At 43.3% G+C, this 20,096-nt stretch carries 18 protein-coding genes; 10 read left to right on the forward strand and 8 right to left on the reverse strand.

Annotated elements, in window-relative coordinates; all coding sequences use genetic code 11:
- Positions 1-61 precede the first annotated feature (61 nt).
- Together FAZ19_RS10160 and FAZ19_RS10165 are read left to right on the forward strand one after the other, a co-directional pair.
- Entirely contained in the window at positions 62-718 is a 657-nt protein-coding gene (locus FAZ19_RS10160; protein ID WP_136820623.1) for an NAD(P)H-binding protein, read from the forward strand.
- Complete coding sequence (locus tag FAZ19_RS10165) at positions 715-1,137, forward strand: secondary thiamine-phosphate synthase enzyme YjbQ (protein ID WP_136820624.1); 423 nt, start codon at positions 715-717, stop codon at positions 1,135-1,137. The genes FAZ19_RS10160 and FAZ19_RS10165 overlap by 4 nt, the downstream gene beginning before the upstream one ends.
- Before the next feature lie 18 nt (positions 1,138-1,155).
- Here the strand turns inward: FAZ19_RS10165 and FAZ19_RS10170 are convergent, their stop codons facing one another.
- The 6 genes from FAZ19_RS10170 to FAZ19_RS10195 form a co-directional block, all read right to left on the reverse strand.
- The gene (locus tag FAZ19_RS10170) at positions 1,156-2,070 is read right to left on the reverse strand and encodes a helix-turn-helix domain-containing protein (protein WP_136820625.1); all 915 of its coding nucleotides are present in this window, start codon (positions 2,068-2,070) and stop codon (positions 1,156-1,158) included.
- Between the two features lie 18 nt (positions 2,071-2,088).
- Complete coding sequence (locus tag FAZ19_RS10175) at positions 2,089-2,364, reverse strand: Atu4866 domain-containing protein (protein WP_136820626.1); 276 nt, start codon at positions 2,362-2,364, stop codon at positions 2,089-2,091.
- A 32-nt stretch (positions 2,365-2,396) separates the two neighbouring features.
- Entirely contained in the window at positions 2,397-3,233 is an 837-nt protein-coding gene (locus FAZ19_RS10180; RefSeq protein ID WP_136820627.1) for an SDR family oxidoreductase, read from the reverse strand.
- A 126-nt stretch (positions 3,234-3,359) separates the two neighbouring features.
- Positions 3,360-4,073 carry an FAD-binding oxidoreductase gene (locus tag FAZ19_RS10185; RefSeq protein WP_136820628.1) on the reverse strand — a complete coding sequence of 238 codons (714 nt, stop codon included), beginning with the start codon at positions 4,071-4,073 and terminating at the stop codon, positions 3,360-3,362.
- A gap of 115 nt (positions 4,074-4,188) precedes the next feature.
- On the reverse strand, positions 4,189-5,049 hold the full coding sequence (locus tag FAZ19_RS10190) for an AraC family transcriptional regulator (RefSeq protein ID WP_229707524.1): 861 nt from the start codon (positions 5,047-5,049) through the stop codon (positions 4,189-4,191).
- 311 nt (positions 5,050-5,360) lie between these two features.
- Positions 5,361-5,960 (reverse strand): hypothetical protein, encoded by a 600-nt coding sequence (locus FAZ19_RS10195; RefSeq protein WP_136820629.1) that lies wholly within the window; start codon positions 5,958-5,960, stop codon positions 5,361-5,363.
- Between the two features lie 194 nt (positions 5,961-6,154).
- Between FAZ19_RS10195 and FAZ19_RS10200 the strand changes: the two genes are divergently transcribed.
- The 3 genes from FAZ19_RS10200 to FAZ19_RS10210 all read left to right on the forward strand — a co-directional run bounded on the left by FAZ19_RS10200 (position 6,155) and on the right by FAZ19_RS10210 (position 9,609).
- On the forward strand, positions 6,155-7,525 hold the full coding sequence (locus tag FAZ19_RS10200) for a hypothetical protein (protein ID WP_136820630.1): 1,371 nt from the start codon (positions 6,155-6,157) through the stop codon (positions 7,523-7,525).
- 215 nt (positions 7,526-7,740) lie between these two features.
- Positions 7,741-8,490: a LuxR C-terminal-related transcriptional regulator gene (locus tag FAZ19_RS10205; protein WP_211245483.1), complete on the forward strand. Its 750-nt coding sequence runs from the start codon at positions 7,741-7,743 to the stop codon at positions 8,488-8,490.
- A 129-nt stretch (positions 8,491-8,619) separates the two neighbouring features.
- Positions 8,620-9,609, forward strand: a complete 990-nt coding sequence (locus FAZ19_RS10210) for a LacI family DNA-binding transcriptional regulator (protein WP_136820632.1) — start codon at positions 8,620-8,622, stop codon at positions 9,607-9,609.
- A 43-nt stretch (positions 9,610-9,652) separates the two neighbouring features.
- On the opposite strand, the gene FAZ19_RS10215 is transcribed toward FAZ19_RS10210, so the two are convergent.
- Positions 9,653-10,834 carry a glycoside hydrolase family 76 protein gene (locus FAZ19_RS10215; RefSeq protein WP_211245484.1) on the reverse strand — a complete coding sequence of 394 codons (1,182 nt, stop codon included), beginning with the start codon at positions 10,832-10,834 and terminating at the stop codon, positions 9,653-9,655.
- A 491-nt stretch (positions 10,835-11,325) separates the two neighbouring features.
- On the opposite strand from FAZ19_RS10215, the gene FAZ19_RS10220 reads away from it, so the two are divergent.
- Genes FAZ19_RS10220 through FAZ19_RS10240 form a run of 5 tightly spaced genes read left to right on the forward strand, consistent with a single transcriptional unit; the run spans position 11,326 to position 19,240 of the window.
- Positions 11,326-14,433 (forward strand): SusC/RagA family TonB-linked outer membrane protein, encoded by a 3,108-nt coding sequence (locus FAZ19_RS10220; protein WP_136820633.1) that lies wholly within the window; start codon positions 11,326-11,328, stop codon positions 14,431-14,433.
- Positions 14,434-14,436: 3 nt separating this feature from the next.
- Positions 14,437-15,903 (forward strand): RagB/SusD family nutrient uptake outer membrane protein, encoded by a 1,467-nt coding sequence (locus FAZ19_RS10225; protein ID WP_136820634.1) that lies wholly within the window; start codon positions 14,437-14,439, stop codon positions 15,901-15,903.
- Positions 15,904-15,905: 2 nt separating this feature from the next.
- Complete coding sequence (locus tag FAZ19_RS10230) at positions 15,906-17,069, forward strand: glycoside hydrolase family 130 protein (protein WP_136820635.1); 1,164 nt, start codon at positions 15,906-15,908, stop codon at positions 17,067-17,069.
- Between the two features lie 5 nt (positions 17,070-17,074).
- Complete coding sequence (locus FAZ19_RS10235; RefSeq protein WP_136820636.1) at positions 17,075-17,929, forward strand: ROK family protein; 855 nt, start codon at positions 17,075-17,077, stop codon at positions 17,927-17,929.
- 24 nt (positions 17,930-17,953) lie between these two features.
- Positions 17,954-19,240, forward strand: a complete 1,287-nt coding sequence (locus tag FAZ19_RS10240; RefSeq protein ID WP_188876124.1) for a sugar porter family MFS transporter — start codon at positions 17,954-17,956, stop codon at positions 19,238-19,240.
- A 65-nt stretch (positions 19,241-19,305) separates the two neighbouring features.
- On the opposite strand, the gene FAZ19_RS10245 is transcribed toward FAZ19_RS10240, so the two are convergent.
- Positions 19,306-19,884: an RNA polymerase sigma-70 factor gene (locus tag FAZ19_RS10245; protein ID WP_136820638.1), complete on the reverse strand. Its 579-nt coding sequence runs from the start codon at positions 19,882-19,884 to the stop codon at positions 19,306-19,308.
- Positions 19,885-20,096 lie beyond the last annotated feature (212 nt).

A 20,096-nucleotide genomic window follows, 5' to 3' on the forward strand; every position in this document is an offset into this window, starting at 1 on the left:
TTAGGTATAGAAAGGATGGAAATTTGGATATTCCATAGGGCCATTAAACAAATATATACATATGAAAGCCGTACTAATAGGGGCAACGGGAGCAACAGGTAAAGAGGTATTGGATCTGCTGCTTGCCCATGATAAATTTACGGAAGTGGTGGCACTGGTTCGTAAGCCACTGCCAATAGCGCATGAGAAACTCCACGCGGTAGTGGTTGATTTTGATAATCTGTCACGGTGGAGTGATGTTATACAGGGTGATGTCGTGTTTTCTTGTCTTGGTACGACATTAAAAGATGCCGGTAGCAAGGAAGCACAATTTAAGGTGGATCACGATTACCAGTACGAGTTTGCAAAATTGGCGAAAAAGAACGGGATCCCTACTTTTTTACTCATCTCATCATCTGGTGCCGACCCGAAATCATGGATTTTTTATTCGAGGATGAAGGGGCAGCTGGAGCAAAATATTGAAGCGCTAGACTTCGAAAGCTTCCTTGCTTTTCGTCCTGGAGCGTTGTTGCGACCGCAGTCTGACCGTAAGGGTGAAAAGATAGGCGTTTCGGTTATTTCTTTTTTCAATAAAATTGGTTTGTTTCGCAATATGGCGCCCCTGCCGGTAAGTCGTTTGGCGGCATTGATGGTGCGGTACAGTATCAGCCCACCAATTGGTTATACGGTCGTGGGGTCGGGTAGAATTCTAAAAGAATCCAAGAAGCTAGTGAAATGAAGATATACCAAGAAACACTTCGGATCACAGCCAAGCCTAGGGGATTTCACCTGATTACCAACGAGGTGGTGAAAGCGCTTCCCGGGATCGAGTCGATTTCGATGGGAATCTGCCAGGTGTTTATACAGCATACTTCGGCATCGCTCACCATCAATGAGAATGCTGATCCCACGGTGAGAACCGATTTCGAAACTTTTTTTAACAAGACCGTTAAAGAGGATGACCCCGACTATCTGCACGATTACGAAGGCTCGGACGATATGCCGGCCCATCTCAAAAGCGCGCTCTTAGGCTGCTCATTAACCATACCCATTAGCAATGGCCGGTTGAACTTGGGTACATGGCAGGGCATCTACCTGTGCGAACACCGCAATTACGGAGGTGCTAGACATCTTGTGGTCACTGCATGGGGAAGCTGATGGATAAAGTAAAGGTACTCAATTAAAGGCTTCCCGAAATTCCAGCGGACTTTGGCTGGTTTTCGCCTTAAACATTTTACTAAAGGACTGGGAATGCTCGAAGCCCAATTCGTAGGCAATCTCCGAAACCGACAGTGCTGTGGTACTTAGCCGCGTTTTCGCATAATCGATAACTTTATTCTGGATATGCTGCTGCGTGTTTTGTTGGGTGTAGATCCGGAGCAGGCTACCCAGATAGTTTGCAGAAATGTTTAATTGCGCAGCAATAGTGGTCACGGTAGGTATGCCATGCTCACAAAGCTTCTCTGTGGTAAAATGCTGCGAGAGGAGCTGTTCAAACCGCACCACCAGTTCCTGAGTAGATTTTTTTCGGGTGATAAACTGCCGCTCGTAAAATCGTTCGGCATAAATCAATAAACGCTCTACTTGTTTTATAATCAGATCCTGGCTGAATTTATCCACGTTGGATTGATATTCTTTTTCGATGTTCTGAAGGATATCCACAACGGTTTGCTCTTCTTTGTCGGAAAGAAACAGCGCTTCATTGACGGCATACTTGAAAAATTCATATCCGTTGATCTTGGTGGCTAGGTCGGTATGCCACAAAAAATCGGGATGAATAAGCAACAGCCAGCCGGTAGGTTCGACCTGAGCCTCGGGGTTGACCTCAAGGCGTAGAAATTGATCGGGCGATACAAAACAGAGTACACCCGAATCAAAATCATATTGCTGTTGACCGTAGTTAAACCGGGCATTTACATTCCGTTTCAAACCGATGGAATAGAAATGTTGGATCCATTTTAGTTCGATATCGTTAAGGGGATAGTTCACCTTACTGTAATCGATCAAACTAATGAGCGGATGCTCTGGCTTGGGCAAACCACAGAAGGTGTGAAATTCGGTGAGCGAATGAAAGCGAAAGGTATTTTCCATCGGTACTAATTTAATGTATTAATTTTCCTTATACAAGATCATACCCCCGTGATATAGGATCCCATCTTTAAATTCGCCATCAGCTATAAAACCGGTGTCGTCTTTGTAATCAATGTGATTTCCAGTGACCTGATAACTTCCCTGATAAGCATGCTTACGGTTGCCGCGGGCTTCATCATACCGGTTATTAGGTAGTAGTTCATGACGGATATACCCATCTTCGGTGACCCACATGCCGATATAGGCTTTGGTGTCGGCTATGGTTTGGATCGTGCTATTTTTTTTGGTACTCATACAGCTAACATTTAATGCAATAAGGAAAAAGATTAATAGCCGGTGGATAGGGAATAGGCTTTCCATTTTTCGGATTCTTGGCTTAATAACTGAATTTTTTCCTGTAACATACCATACGCATCTTCACCCATCACGAAGTGCACTGGCGGATGATCCAATTTGCTCAATTGAATAAACAGCTCGGCTGCTTTTTGTGGATCATTGGGTTGATTGCCATTGATTTGATTCAAATGTGCGGCTTCGGATGCTCTGGCAGAAGTGTACGCATCGATAGGGTTTGCAGGTGTCTGCACCGAAACTTTGGATAGGAAATCAGTCCTGAAATAGCCGGGATAGACCAAGGTGGTGTGTACGCCAAAGGGTTCCATTTCTACAGCAAGGGCTTCGGTGAAACCGGCAACGGCAAATTTGGTGGAGCAATAGATGCCAAAAGCAGGAAAGCTGCCTACCAGACCACCGATAGAGGCAATGTTGAAAATGTGTCCGGATTGTTGCTGGCGAAGATGCGGAGCGGTATGCCGGATGACATTTAACGACCCGAAAACATTCACATCGTAATTCCGTCTGGCCTCCTCGTCGGTAAGTTCTTCCAATGTGCCGATTTGGCTATAGCCGGCATTATTAACGACTACGTCAATTTTTCCAAAGGTGTCCAACGCAGTTTGCACGGCTTTGGCCACGTCGCTGTCATCGGTAATATCCATTTCAAGCGGTAGAAAGTTGTCGTGGCTTCCAATTGCCTCGGCCAGTGCATGTTGATTTCTTGATGTAGCCACAACGTGATAGTCCTGTGCTAAGAGCTCGTTGACGAGGCTAAGACCTAAACCCTTTGAAGCGCCAGTAACGAACCATACTTTTTTTGTTTCCATAACGAATTTGTTTTATCTATTTTGATGAAACAAAGTTGGGCATTACGCCGTTGCCCGGTGTGTTCGAATCCGTGAAGGTTGTAGCCGAATCGTGGATGTCGGATTTTTGTAGTTTCTTTTTATCAACTACAGGCCTTTCTTTCCTTCCAACCAATATCCGTGTAGATTGACTTTGCCGCTGCTGTTTTTCTTGATAACTTTCCGAAAGGTGTGTGCCGATTTTGCATTTCCCGTCAGGATAAAATGGGCATCGAGCCAGTCGGTTTTCTGGAATAGCGGCAAACTGCTTACCCAATCTTCCTTCCGGAAGGATCCGTCTTTGGGAAATAAGCTGTAGTTTTCGAGACTCAGTAGGTCTGGAACCCATCTGTTTTCTTCATCCAGTTCGAAAAAGAACTGAAAAAGCTGCTTATTTTCTTTTAGTATAGGTTGCAAAGAGCAGGCAAGGCCTAAGGAGGTTTCATCGCCAAAAATAATGTACTTGGGAATCGATTCTTGATAGTAGTTGTAGGGGCGGGGCTGATTCATCTGGAGCTGATTGCCGATTTGTAACGCATCCATATATTGACTGCCCGGACCATCGCCGTGCAGGTGGGCGATGCATTCGATAATACCTTGGTCAAAATCAATAGCAGATACGGTGTATCGACGGGAATCGGTGTCGTTTACCCGAAAGTCGATGAAGGAACCGGGTTTTGATGCCATAGCTGGTAAATCGCCTTGGAAGCTGATCCGCTTCACGGTCGGCGAAAGAAGCTGTATGCTGGATACTTCCATGATAGGCAATTTTGGCCACAACCTATCTACGACATCGAATAACCATTTTGGTGCGCTTGGCATAATCTTTAATTTTTATACACAAAGGTATAGGCCACGCAGGGGCAGAACAATGGCAGGAGCGGTGTAGGTATTGGACGAATCGCGGTTTATTAAGGGTAGTTTTTTTTTTATGGTATTAATGAGCTACGGTTTTCTTGCGGAAGGCAAGCGCCGGCATACCCGCTATTTTGGTAAATAGGCGTGAAAAGTAGGCATAATCATCGTAGCCAAGCAAGGCTGCAATTTCCTTGACCGACTTATCCGAATGATAGAGTTCCCGCTTGGCTTCTAGTATAATACGTTGCTGTATGTGGTAGGATACGGGGAATCCGGTGACATTACGTACGCATTCATTTAGGTAAGAAACGGAAATATGCAATTGCTGAGCGTAATCCGCAGGTCGCTTCATCGCGATAAATTGAGTTTCTAGTAATCGAGTAAAGGTATTTTCAATGGCTTCAAAACGGGATAAGTTGGATGGGGACGTGGATCGTTTGAGATACTGCGAAAGCAACAAGGCAACGACTGTGTTACAACTATCTTTTAGTAGGGAAAAATACAGCTTGTCGGCTGTTCTTTCATAAAGACCGGTACACAGCGAAAAGGCTTGCTGAATAATCGGCAGATCTCCTGCTTCGAGTTCCAGCGGTTTTACGGGCGAAATAGACTGTAACAGGGTCAGGTACTCGGGATGGAGATGTTCATCCTTGATCAGTAGTATATACATCTCGAGCTGCTCTACCTTCAGGGCGCGGTGTACTTGATTGGGCGATTGATAAAGTATGCTGGGTTTTTGGATCACATAGCGTTCGAAATCAATCTCGGTTATCGTAAGGCCTTTTTCCTGCAGGACAAAAAAATGGTAATCGTGGCGATGCGCGTGCAGGAGGGCTTCGTCTGCCCGGAAACTATCGGCAGAGACCTTGGCAACGGCTATGCCATGGTCGGATACATCGGCCATTGACCGTACCGGAATGGGGTTTCTTTTCTGAGCCACGTGCTTTTACGATATGGAGGTTAAAGGTAATGATTTTACGGCAACCCGTCTAGGATAACGAGTGCCAAATTGTGTTTTCGTGAAGACAGCTTGAAGATAGTTGAAGAGGCTTGGAATGCTAAAAGTAAAGAAAAGCAATAAGCATGATCAATCGCCCGATCAAAAAGATACCCAATGGAACGACAAAAAACCAGATAAAGGCAAAGTACTGCCTTTTGCTCATCCGCGCTAGAAACTTTGGTCTTCTCATAACAGTAGAACGGGTAAAGTAGCTAGAAAAGTATAGGGAATTACTTTTGTATCCAGTTGAACTAACCCATTTGATAGCGTTTGAAATAAGGGAGCATAAGGAGTAGATGCGACAGGAAGACGATGGGTACGATGCAGGTCGGTAATAAATAATATGGAAAGTGGAGAACCGCTATGTTGGGCTGGTCGAATCCTAACTGCTGAATAGGTAACGGGGACGACAGGATGGCTAAACCAACAATAAATAGCAGAAATAGACACCCAATAATATTCCAGATCAATAGGACCTTATGTGTTAATATCATCTTGTTGAAAAAAGATAATAGGAGAATGATCGCTGCACTTAGGCCGATAAGGATGTCGAAATTCCAGCCGGTAAAAGTCATGATCGATGGGATTTGCTGCGCTAAATAGAGATGGTATAAAACAAGTTCAACAGGTATTCGAATCAGATGGATCGCCAAAAGCCAACGTATATTCAGTATGGGTGACGCGCGGCGAAGTAACCAACGATAGCTTATAAAGATGGATAGTATTATGGGAATTAGGAGGATCGGCGGCGTGGCGATAAACAGTTCATAATAGGCGACAAGACCGACGACGATCTGCCAAAGGGTAAAAATCAGTATATTCTTCCAGTGTATGCTCCTTGATAAATACAAGAAAGTTATACTTAGTAAGGAGAAACAAACAAAAAGAAATTCCATAGTGCGACTAATCTGTCGGCAAAAGTAAACAATACAGTAGGAGGTAGACTTGCCTTATGGAAAGAAATGGAAGGGATAAGGTGAAAAAATCACTACTAATCGGTATTGATGACATGTTATCCACGGCCTAACTTTATCCAAAAAAAATAATGCTAAAATATCTTGTTATACTGCTTTTTTGTGTATCCGTTACTATGGTTTCGGCTCAGGAAATTATCACGTTAAATACCGAACACCTTTCTATCTCCATGAAGGTGAAAAATCTGGGATATACCGCAGATATCCTTACGACCAACGATCACGTATCGGATTTATATGTTGTATCATACACTGTGGAATTTACGTTTAAATGTGGTGGTACTAAATCTTATTCTGCGAAGGATATAAGTATTAGTCCCGGAAAAACGAACAGTGAGGGCGGTTACACGATCGCGATTCCGGAAGTAAAGGGATGTAAAAATGGGGTGCAGTCGGCGCGATTGACGAGTTTTTCGGCAAAAACGCGCCAGTCATCGGCGCAAGCTTCGAATACAGCTCAGCAGCAGTCCACCATCTCGCAAAAGGAAGAAGCAACGAACCCGACTACACAAACAGTAACAGCGGATCCGCGTCCTGCTGCAAATGCGAGTGTACAGGAGCTAGCTGCTTGGCAACGCAGACAGGAAGCAGCAAAGCAGGCTTCCGTACCCACGACGGGTACGTCTTTTGGGAATACGGAACCTGTAAAGACCAACAATACAGCGAATGGATCTGCAGAGGCAGACAGGCAGCGTAAACAAGCGGAACTTGACCAGGTACTGCGTAATCTGGAGGCAAACCAAACACGCATGGCGGAGGAACGCCAACAGACGGAAGAGGTAGCAGGTGCAATAACCGACTATGTGATGGACCTGATCCAAAGTGAACAACAACGTAAATCAGAAGAAAGGGAAAAAAATAGACTAAGAAATCTGGCAAATAGTGAAAAGGCAACGGTATTAATGAATATGTACTATAACGATGCCATAAATAAGGGGGATGAATTTGCTATTGAACAGGTTCATAGGGCTTATTTGTTGTGGGGGCAATATGAAGAGGCAAATAAATTTATAGAAGATATGTTTTCTACTTATAGGAGTAAGTATGCCTTGAATATTAAAATGCAAAAAGAATTACAAGTGATGAATGAAGAGTTATACAGTAGAAAAAAGTATGTCAGAAGGGCTTGGTTGCACCCGGTTGTAGGTACTGGTATTTTCTACGGGGCATGGAAACTGGGTGAGATAATAGACGAAGATGCGGAGCTGGGAGACGCAACGCCCGGGGTATGGGTACAGACGGCTGGTGTGCTAGCAGGTATTTATTTTGTGGGCAGTGGGGCTATTAATCTGATATGGTCATTCCAATATGGGAAAGGATCAAGCGAATACAAGGAAGCGGAACTGAGGTACAATACGCTAAAAAAACTCTCTGTTCAGGTACACCCCTCGTATGATCCATGGGCAAAAGCACCTCTACTTGGTCTCCGTATTAAATTTTAAGTATATCAATTGATCTGAACTAAAGCAAGATTCGGAGACCTCATGTCTACTTATCTTGTTTTTTGATTTAAAGGAGCCCGAATGGGTTAGTGAGAAAATCTCTGGGGAGCGATTTAGTTCAGGATCTTGTTAATTATTGTCTTTTTACGTAACTTTAGCATTAGTATTAACCTACATAATTGAATCTGGTCATGGAGCTTATCCAATTCGACGAAATGAAACAAACTTGGCTTCAGATCGCCAAGCACCAAAATGGTAGTACACCTGCTTCTTTTGAACTACAGGTTTATAAAAAGCTATTAGAGCTATTTCATGTTGGCGATTATTATTACTATATATTTAATGCCTGTACGGTAGCGATTGAGTTTGTAAGTGATCGCTTTGAAAATATTGTGGGCAATGTGGGATGTGGGTTTTCAGTAGAATGGTTGTTTGATAATATACATCCAGACGACAAGACGCGTTTTATTGATTATGAACGAAAAGTAACGGATTTTTTTACAAACCTGCCACCCGAAAAGGTCATGAAATACAAAGTAAGTTACGGATATCGCCTGCGCTGCGCAAATGGTACATATAAGTATATATTGCAACAGGTGACTACGATCCAAAGTGATGAACAAGGAAGCGTGATACGGGTACTGGGTGTACATACTGATATTACACATTTGAAAACGGATGACAGACCGTTGGGATTATCTTTTATAGGGCTTGAAGGCGAACCATCATTTCATAACGTGCTCACGGTAAGTTCAAACCTTTTGCCTACGGTGGATTTCTTTTCAAAACGGGAAAAGGAAGTGTTGAAGCTCGTGCTTTCTGGAAAAAGTTCGATTGAAATTGCAGCGCTACTTCATATCTCAAAGTATACGGTAGATTCGCATAGAAAGAGTATATTTTCAAAGTCGGCCTGCAACAATTTAGTAGAACTTGGCGCCAAAGCTATTCAGAACGCTTGGCTGTAGCATCAGAACTTTTCCAATCTATTATTAAATGCTATTGCAAAGGGTATATGGTGGTGAACCAGAGCAAATAGTGAACTCACGAGTGAACAGTTTTAATTATATTTGTAGCTCGTCTGTCGCTAAGAAGGTATGTCAATTAATGAAATTGCAAAGCATTTAAAGGTTTCGAAGTCTACGGTCTCCCTTGTCATCAATGGGAAGGCAGAGCAGGCACGTATTAGCCAGTCGTTGGCTAAACGTATTTTGGACTATGTGGAAGAGATTGGTTATAAGCCCAATGCGCTTGCAAAAAGCCTGGCTACCGGCAGGTCTAATACCATCGGTTTGATTGTTGAAAATATCGGCGACTCCTTCTTTGGCCCCATAGCGCTATATATAGAAGAGTATTTACGCCCTTATGGATATCATGTGCTGTACAGCAGTACACTGGGCGATCTGGATCTTGCACGTACAATTCTGACCGCAATGGTAGACAAGAAATTGGAAGGGTTGATTTTGGCGCCCGCGATGGGACAGGAGGATCAGGTACTGCAGTTGCTGGACAGTAAGACGCCACTGGTGATTTTTGATAGGCGTATTCCACAGATACCGACGAATTATGTGGGTACCGATAATTATACGGCCAGTAAAAAGGCTGTTGAGCATCTCTTTGATAGTGGTTTTTCGGCAATTGGCATGATTACGATTGATTCGGAGCAGCCGCAGATGCTAGACCGCCTACGTGGGTATCATGAAATTGTCGAATTACAGCAAAAGGAAAAATCGATACTTACCTTGCCTTATCGTATGGTACTGGCGGAACGCATGGAAATTATAAAGCAGTTTCTTGTTGATAATCCACAGCTTGATGCTTTATATTTTAGCACCAATTACCTCTGTGTATCTACCCTAAAAGTGGTTCAGTCATTGCAAAAAGATAAAGCCTATGGTATGTTGTCTTTTGATGACCATGAACTATTTGAGCTTTTGAATCCGACGGTATCCTGTATGAGACAACCGTTGGAAGCAATCGCAAAAGAGGTGGTCACAACACTTATGGCGCAGATTAATAACCCTGATGCTGCATTTCGCGATACGATCATCCCTTCTGATTTAATCATCAGGCATAGCTCTCAATAACAAAATGCCATGCATATGAACGGCATTTTTGGTATATCTACTATTATAACCCGGCCAGCCGGGCATACATTTCGGCAATGGCAAATTGATCCAATAGCCATTTTTGCTTGGAAGTAGCGGCATCGGACGACCAATCTTTTCCAAACAGTCCGTTGTCGTCGCGCATAGCATGCCACGCATGGTTTAGATTGGACTGAAACGCATCAATATAGCGCCGATCTTTGTCCTGATGGTACAACTCGATATAGCCGCGCAACATAATTGCTATAAACCAGTTGTCGCTTCTTTTCAAAACAGGGTAACTGTTGCTGTTTTTCGCACTATTTGGTGCAGTGAAAAAATAATCCAGTCCAGATTGGGCGGATTCTTGTGCTTCTTCTAAAAACCGTTTTTCCTTTGTGATCTTGTAAAGCAAGGCAGCAGATTGGATCATCTGTCCGGTATTGTAAGGATATTTAGCTTTACTTATTTTTCCGCTCAAACTGACATTATCCCAATAAAGCTTGTCGGACGGATCCTGCAAGTTCTTTTTCGTCCAGGCATACAGTTCCATAGCTTCCTCGAGATACGTTTTTATCTTGGTTGCTTCGTATAACTTTAACAGGTATACAACGGCCGGGGCATTGGAACAGGTGTTTTTCGATTCTTTCTTTTGTTCGCACCAGTAAATGCCGCCACCGAGTTTATCATCCATACCACTGGCTACGAAGGTCCATATTTCCAATGCCTTATCCAGATACCGCTTTTCGCGGGTATGTAAGTATAGGTCGACAAAATCGATCCCCAACCAGATATTATCATCGTAAAACCTATCCGATTGAGGTGCGCTATTCACATAGGAGGCGTAGCCGGCGGGGTGCCGCTTATCGTAATATTGTTCCAGTCCTTTCAACACGGATTTGTCAATGTGTGCTTTGGTCTTGCGGGCATCAGTCTTTTCGAGTACGGCTACGTAAGCGGATAAACTTCCCGAAAAAGGCCAGAGATAGGAGTAGAGGTTGGATTTAGTTGAATTCTCTCCACCGCCTAGATAGCTGGCGTTGTAATTGTTGTTGTACGGATACGTTTCCCGGAAAAGTTGTTGGCCATCTTCAACAGCATAGTTCTGTTCGATATGGGAAAGCGTTTCCAAGGCTTTTCCGAGAAATGATTTTTTGTTTGTTTCCTGTGCTAGGATACTGCTTGTAATTACCATCGCAATCCCTAAACCCAATAATTTATTCATCTATATCTATTTTGTATTATTCATAATAATGCCGGACTTTCGCACAGCGTCGTATGTTTATAACTTAACCGAAGTATGCATAGCAAAACCGTATTAGCAATGCAAATATCCCATATTAACAAAAATAGACATATTATCAATATTTCCAAGAATAATTTGTTTTTAATGCTCGTACTACGATTCCGTTCATCGCGATGAGCCTGTACTTTGGTCGTCATCACGATGGGCGCAGCGAAGAAGCAATCTTACCGTTATACGTTGTGAAAAGACTGCCGCGTCGTACCTCCTCGCAGTGACGAGTAGTAACGTTGTTGTGATAGTAATATCATCGTCATCGCGAAGCGGAGGTATCAGGCGGTGGCGATCTTACTGTAAATTGGCCTTAAACTCGCTGAAAAAATAAATTTGGAAGTTAATGTTTTATGATATACCTTTACCTTAGTTGCAAAACCGGTTTTGCAAATTACTTTTTATAACCATTATAAGTCGTTATGTCAAAATTTAAATTTTCAATTTATTTGGGAACGATATGTAGCTATATTGTTTGTGCCATACTGTGCACTCCTGAATCATATGCTTATGAAGCTAATGATAGGGAAATAAGGGCAACCAAATCTGTACAACAACCTTACAAAGGTCGCGTTGTAGGCGAAGATGGATCACCTTTGCAGGGTGCGTCTGTTAGAAATATTACCAATAATACGATAGCCGTTACAGATCCTAATGGTCTATTTACGATTACTGGAAAAATCGGCGATGTACTAGAGATTACATACGCAGGTTACGAACGTTACAGCGCAACACTACAAACTAGCGATCAATTGGACGTTCGAATGGTGAGTGCCGTGCTAGACGTGGAGGAGGTGGTGGTAATGGGTTACAACAGTCTCCGGGAATCGAATATCTCCGGTGCAGTGGGGCGTGTAGATATGTCTGTGGCAGATAAGCGTAGGGTACAGGATGTGGGGCAGCTGCTTCAGGGGCAGACTGCGGGCGTTAACGTGACGCAGTCTACGGGGCAGCCTGGTGATGCCATTGACATCCGGATACGTGGGGTAGGTACCATTGGAAACAATTCCCCATTGTTTATTGTCGATGGAGTACCCACCACGAATTTTAGTTTTATAAATCCTGCGGATATCGAGTCTATGTCGGTATTGAAAGACGCTTCGGCTGCTTCCATTTATGGTTCTAGAGCCGCCGCAGGCGTCATCTTGGTAACGACCAAAAAAGGGAAAAGCGGTGAGGCCAAGTTTGATGTCAATGCATTTACCGGTATACAGCAGACTACAAATCTACCAACAATGATGAATACCAGCCAATATCTAAACACGTTGGAAACGGCTTGGAATAACACGAATTCGAGTGGAACAAATCCATACACCGCTCAAAAAATGCGTACTGATCTATCGGATACCGACTGGCTAGGTGAGTTGTTTGAAAATGGAAAAACAAACAGTTTCCAACTGTCTGCTTCAGGAGGATCCGAGAAAGTAACTTATATGTTGTCGACGGGCTATTATGATCAGGATGGTATAGTGGTGTATAATAATGACCGCTATAGACGTCTTGAACTGCGTTCGAATATTAATGCTAAACTGACCGATCGGATTGAGGTCAAATCCAATATACTGTTGAATCATCAAGATAAAATGGTCGTGTCTTCTCGTGGAGATTCTCCAGGTATTGTTCGACATGCATTATTGAGACCTCCCGTTTTGGGCTTATATAAGGATCCAAGCGATCCTACTTACGCTGCCGAAAATCCCTTTACAGACTTACCATTTTATGTAAGTCCTACAAATTTCCAGTCGAGTCTTTACGAATGGAGCCAAAATCCAGTCGCCTTAGCGCACTTTTCTAACAACAATCAAAAGCAATTCAAACTTTTCGGAAACGTCGAAGCTGGGGTGGATATATTGAAAGATAAATCACTTCGGTTCCGCTCTACGGTCGGTCTTGAATTGAACTTTAATCACAATAAGGCATTCATGGCTAATTTTGGCGATGACGAACGGGTAGATCCGACTATAGATGTGGGACTAGGACGGATTAATCGGCCGAACGGACTGAACGAAGATAGAGGTGAAGATTATACGCTGACCTGGAATAATGTACTTAATTATGATAAGACCTTAGGGGATCACCAGATCAATGCGCTGGCCGGTACCGAATTTATCAATAATCAAAGCAGTTCGATCAATGCGTCGAGGCGACGTTTTGAATATACGTTGGATCGATTCCAGTATATGGATTTGGGAGGTACTGCACAAGACTTATGGAATGGTGGGTATGCGCAAGAATGGGCTTTATTTTCTCTTTTTAGTTCAGCTACTTATTCGTATAAAAGCCGCTATAGCGTAACCGGAAACATACGCGCCGATGCGTCAACACGATTTGGCTCCGATAATAAATGGGGTTATTTCCCGTCTTTAGCCGTGGGATGGACATTGAGTAATGAGGATTTTTTTCCCGAAAACGATCTTTTGAATTATGTAAAATTTAGAGGTAGTTCGGGCAAATTAGGTAATCAGAATATTACCAATTATGCTTACTTAACCTTATTTAGCAGAGAAGGAAATATAACACGGTACGGAAACCCTAACCTAAAATGGGAAACCACTTTACAGAATAATTTCGGTGTTGATATGCGTTTGTTCAGCAATAAATTGGAGCTAAATGTGGATATATTCCATAAAAAAACAAACGATATATTGTTGGCTGTAAGCCTTCCTACCTTTGTAGGAAACGTAGACGCAACCTATGTGAATGCTGGGCAGGTGGAAAATAAAGGTTTTGAATTGAATTTACGTTACCGAAATACCTTCGGAAATGGGGGAAGCTACAGTTTTGGAGGAAACTTGACGGGTATAAAGAACGAAGTTGCCTCTTTGCATGAAAATGTACCACGTATTATCGGTGAGGTATCTCGGGCAGAGATCGGACAGCCGCTAGATGTTTACTACGGCTATGAAATGGAGGGGATCTATCAGAATGCAGGAGAAGTACTGGCACACCAACATGGGGTAGCAACTCCAAACAGTAAACCAGGCGATCTTCGCTTTAAAGATTTGAACAATGATGGCATTATTAACGATGCGGATAGGGGCTTTATTGGCAATCCTATTCCGAGATGGAGCTATGGATTATTTGGTAGTATAGACTATAAGGGCTTTGATCTGAACATTTTCTTCCAAGGCGTAGACGATGTGGATCGCTATAACGACGGTATGCGTATTATAAATTTTGATACCCGTCCTTTTAATTATACGACCCGAATGCTGGATGCCTGGAATGGCGAAGGAAGCAGCAATACCTTGCCACGTGTGGCATTCGAAGATACTGGTGTCAGTAAATTTTCGACACTTTACATCGAAGATGCATCTTACCTCCGTTTGAAAAATGTCGAGCTAGGCTATTCATTTGGCAAGTACTTAAATCGATACGGATTGAACAATGCGCGGATATATCTATCTGCTCAAAATCTGTACACATGGACCAGCTATACAGGACTGGATCCGGAGACTACCGATTTGATAGACCGAGGTACATACCCGCAGTCCAAATCCATTTTGTTAGGTCTTAATTTTAACTTTTAAATCATGAAAAATTTAACTCTATATACAATCGGCTCGCTATTGTGTTTCGCTAGCTGCTCCAAATGGTTAGATAAAGAACCTATAGGAATCCTGACACAGGAACAGGTGCAGGTGGATCCAACGGAGGGTACTGTAGTAACTGGAATTGATAATGCGTATCGTCCGCTATCATATACACTTAATTTATTTGGTGAATGGGACTGGACAGGAGGGCTTGTAATTCGTCCTGATTTTTTATTGGAAGACATAGCCGCCGGTGATGCGACGAAAAAATGGACGCCCGATGGTGATCAGGCTTGGATGGATGATGTAGCCAACTACAATTTCACAGCTGAAAACGGCGCTTTTGCAGGTATTTGGAAATTTAATTATGAAGGAATATCTCGCTGCAATATGGCGATCTTCCAATTGACGGATCCAGAAACGGTAGCTAAGATCAATATGGCGGAAGCAAAGCGAACGCAATTACTTGCAGAAGCCTCTTTTCTTCGTGCATTTTTTTACTTTGATCTCGTGAAATATTTTGGCGATGTCCCAATGGTATTGCAACCTTTGAGAGACTTTAACGAAGCCTATGAGGTCGCGGTAAAAACCCCAAAGGCAGCCGTATATGAACAGATAAAGGCAGATCTTCAAGAGGCCATAAATGGATTCCCCAATGCGAAATATACGAATCAAAGCGAAAGGTGGAGGGCATCTAAAGGTGCTGCTATTGCACTATTGGCGAAGGTAGCTTTGTTTGAAGGGAACTGGAAGGAGGTGGTTACTCAGATTAATACCTTGGACCAGTTGGGCTTTTACGACTTGAATACGAATTACTTCGATGCCTTTGACGACACGAAGACCTATATAGAAAAGGAAAATATATTTATATACGATCATGAGCCTGGTATGCAGCCAATAAGAGGAAATGGTTTCACGGCACTAATGGGTTGGGGATTTATGGCACCATCTACGAATTTTTTAGCGGCTTTTGAAAGTGGCGATCCACGCAGGACATATACGGTCAATACAAACGATCAGGCTATATATAAGTTATTGGGAGCGCAGAATGCAAATTATAAAGGCAACGACAACTCGCCGGTAAATCGGATCTATATCCGGTATGCAGACGTGGTACTCTGGAGGGCAGAAGCATTAATCAAGGATAATCAGGTGTCTGCTGGCGTAGCCTTGATCAACAAAGTTCGCGAACGCGCACGTGCAGGCAATAACAGTGTGTTGCCAGATCGCAACACCAGCATTACGGATGCGAATCTGGCCATGCAGTGGCTGCAACATGAGCGACGGGTCGAACTGGGTTTGGAAAGTCATCGGCTGTCTGATTTAAGACGTTGGAATATTGCAGAAACAACACTGATTGCTATGGGTAAGCCATTCTTGAAAAGGCATATGCTATACCCGATTCCGCAAACAGAAGTGGATAAGACAGTAGGTAAAATAGCGCAAAACGACGGATATAATAATTGATTATGAGAAGAATACATTTTATAATTTTGGCAACCACGGTTGCATTAGGAGCCTGCCGAGACAGCAAGCACATACAGAAAACCTCGAACCCCGATTGGACAATCGGTGGTTTCGCTCGACCGGAGGGTGTGAATCCGGTAATCTCCCCCGATTCCACGACAGCATTTTTAGATCCGATGTCGGGCAAAATGGTTCGATGGGAAGAGAATGATACGTTTAATCCCGGAGCAGTGGTTAAAGACGACACCGTTTTTGTCCTTTATCGTGCGGAAGATAAATTCGGTATCGGCATTGGTTTCCGAACATCCAGATTGGGATTGGCCAGTAGTACGGATGGACTTAATTTTAAACGTGCGAAAGAGCCGGTATTGTATCCAGCTGAGGACGAGCAGAAACAATATGAATGGCCAGGAGGAGTGGAAGACCCACGTGTAGCTGTGACGGAAGATGGAACCTTTGTTGTATTTTATACCCAATGGAATAGGGATACGCCCCGATTGGGAGTGGCTACTTCCAAGGATTTGAGAAACTGGGAAAAACATGGTCCTATATTCGCTAAATCTACGTATACGAAACTGATGGAAACATCACATAAGTCTGCATCGATTTTGACGACCTTAAAAAATGATAAGCTGGTGATTACTAAAATCAATGACAAGTATTGGATGTATTGGGGCGAACATGGGGTGAAAGGGGCTACCTCGGACAATCTCATTGACTGGGAACCGGTATTGGATGAAAAAGGAGAGCTGGTAGATTTCATCCAAACGAGACCGGGATACTTTGATAGTGCCCTGACAGAATGTGGCCCACCGGCGGTGTTGACCGATAAAGGTATTGTATTGTTGTACAACGGTAAAAACCACAATCAGATCGAATACGCTGATTCACGGTTTACGTTAGGAACTTACAGCGCGGGGCAGGTACTTTTTGATAAAAATGATCCGACCAAAGTACTAGAAAGGCTTGATACGCCTTTTATGCGACCCATCGAAGATTTTGAAAAAAGTGGACAGTATGTTGATGGTACCGTTTTTCTCCAAGGGCTGGTATACTACAAATCAAAGTGGTTTCTATATTACGGCTGTGCGGATTCAAAAGTAGGAGTTACTGTCTTTGATCCAAGCAACCCAAGTCCATTTGACCCACTACCTCAATCAAATTAATACGCATGGACAGTAACTTGATACTTTGTATAGATATCGGCGGCACGCATATTACAGCTGCTGTGTTGGATAGACAATCGATGAGTTTGCACAAGGGCGCACTGGCTCACGAACAGGTGGATAGCCAGGGTACCAGAGAAAATATCCTTTTGGAATGGGATCGTGCGATTGCGGGGGTACTGCATCGGGCTGGAGGCAAAATGCAGGCTGTGTTTGTTTCTATACCAGGCCCATTTGACTACGAGCAAGGGATCTGTTTGATGGATGGCATGCACAAATATCAGTCGCTGCTGCATATGGATGTCAAAAGTTACTTTGCTGATCGCTATGGTTTCCGTCCCGAGAGAGTCTTCTTTTTCAATGATGCCCTCGCATTTTTGCTTGGAGAGGTGTACCACTATCGCTGGCGAGATAAAACCGTGGTGGGGCTTACGCTCGGTACTGGACTAGGTTCAGCGCTATACAGCCCACTGGAGCTGAAGGATTTGAATTATGGTTCTGCCGATTTTCGAGATGGAATTGCTGAGGATTACATTTCTACGCGTGGTGTGCTTGACTTTCTAAGTACACAAACCGACTACAGGTTTAAGAATGTGAAAGAAGTAGTACAGGTGATGGGGAAGGAAAAGGAGAGAACGGCTGCATTTACATTTCTGACAGATGCCTTACTGGATTTTATCCGGATGTATATTAGGCCGCTGAATCCGGATGTGATCGTACTAGGGGGAAGTATCGCGAAGGCACACGAGCTATTTTTGAAAGAACTGGAGCAAGAGCAATCTATACCTGTTAAAATAGCATCCATGGATGAAATGAACCTCTTTTTGGGAATGGCCTCCACTTGGAATTTAAATGATTAGTTTAAAATTTGAAAAATTATTTTGATGAAAAACGTTTGGAAATTTGCCTTGATCGCCTCTTTAGGAGGCTTTCTATTTGGCTTTGAAACCGCAGTAATATCTGGTGCGGAGCAGATCATTCAGCGCTTATGGGCTTTGGATGCTTTTTGGCATGGTCTCACCGTATCAATATCGCTGATCGGTACCATTATCGGGGCAGTGATCGCAGGGCGTCTCTCAGACCGGTATGGTCGTAAACCGATATTGATCGCTATCGCATTACTCTATCTGTTTTCAGCAGTTGGCTGCGCAGTATCGACGTATTGGTCTGTCTTTTTGTTATTTCGTTTTCTCGGCGGGCTAGCGGTCGGGATCAGTTCTGTTGTAGGGCCGGTCTATATTTCGGAGATAGCTCCTTCCAAGGATCGAGGAAAGCTCACGGGGCTTTTTCAGGTGATGATCGTGACGGGTATTTTCGTAGCCTACCTCACTAATTTTCTTTTTGCAGGTATAGGCGAAGATGCTTGGCGCTACATGTTGGGCATTATGGCTCTTCCGGCGTTATTATTCTATATTTTATTAAAAAAAATACCGGAAAGCCCACGCTGGCTGGCCTTACACAAGGGAATGGATCAGGCTAGGTCTGTTTTTGAGTTGTTGGGTCAAGAGACGCAATCCTCCTCAAGCAATGAAAACCTCAATACAAAAACGGCATTGTTTCAATTGAGGTATGCAAAGCCCATTCTATTTGCGGTATTGCTCGCTTTTTTTAATCAGATGACAGGGATCAACGCCATATTATATTATGCACCCCGTATTTTCGAAATGGCTGGATACGATGCCCAGCTCAGCTACCTGCAACCCATATTTATCGGTGGAACCAATGTGTTTTTTACGTTGATCGGTATGAGCATTATTGATCGGATAGGAAGGAAAAAGCTTCTTTTATCAGGAGCTGTAGGGATGTTTTTCTTTCTTTTATTGACAGCTTATGGATTGAAAGGAGATAACTCGGATATGCTGCTGTATTATATCCTTGGTTTCATAGCCTCCTTCGCTTTATCGCAAGGGGCGGTGATCTGGGTGTTTCTGGCCGAAATTTTTCCAAACGAAGTACGGGCTCAGGGATCATCTTTGGGTAGTACGACACATTGGATCTTTGCGGCGCTGATATCTTGGATTTTTCCAGTAATTGTAGAAGGCATACCGCAGGGAGGATTTTATGTTTTCCTTTTTTACGCCATAATGGTGGTGTTATCTTTCGTATTCATTCTATTCATACCAGAAACTAAGGGTAAATCGTTAGAAGATATCAAAGGCGTGGTACATTAACTATTTCTCCTCGCCGTGCAAGTTGGGAGCCCGGCGTTCATGGCGAGGAGATGATAATATACAGACTATAAAATTAAAAACTTTTCCATTACCTGACGGATAGACTTGATCGCAGAGCTGATCTGGTTCTTTACCGTATGCCTTGATATCTGCAGTTTATCGGCGATTTCTTGATACGGATAGCCTTCATCCCGTAACTGATAAATTACTTTTCGCTGGGGAGGCAGTTGGTTAATGGCCTCCTGAAGGCCTTCCCGAACCTCTTTTTCCTCGATCCCTTTGGGCTGCTCGGTGAGAAGATCCTGCATGGACTCCCAGATCGCTTGTTTTAGGCGGGCATCCGAAGATACTTTGCGCAGATAATCCATCACCTTGTTACGCGTAAGGATAAATAGAAAGGATTCGACCGATTGGATCTCATGCAGCTGATGGCGTATCTCCCAGAGCTTCATAAAAACATCGTGTACGATATCGCGGGCTACGTCGCTATCTTTAGTGAGGTTGAAGGCTAGTTTGAAGAGTGGCTTTTCGTACGAAAGAAAGATATCGTTAAACAAAAGATGCAACGAATCTTCCTGCGGTTGATGCGTGGCACCATCGCTCGTGAGTTGATTTTCGTCTTTAGATTCATCCTTTGCCTTCATACCGTGCGTTAGAGCTATATTTTTGCGTGATCGGCGGCGATAAAGTGATCGATTCTTTCGGAAATCTGTCGCGGCCGGTCTTAAACTTAAGGGATTAATACAAACTTAGATAAAATAAACATGAAGTAACGATCAATAATGCAGACATTTTAAGAAAAATGTAAAAAAAACAAAATTCAGATAGGACATCGTGTCTTGAGCTTCGTCTTTAG

It is taken from the genome of Sphingobacterium alkalisoli (assembly GCF_005049105.1).
Taxonomy (GTDB): Bacteria; Bacteroidota; Bacteroidia; order Sphingobacteriales; family Sphingobacteriaceae; genus Sphingobacterium; species Sphingobacterium alkalisoli.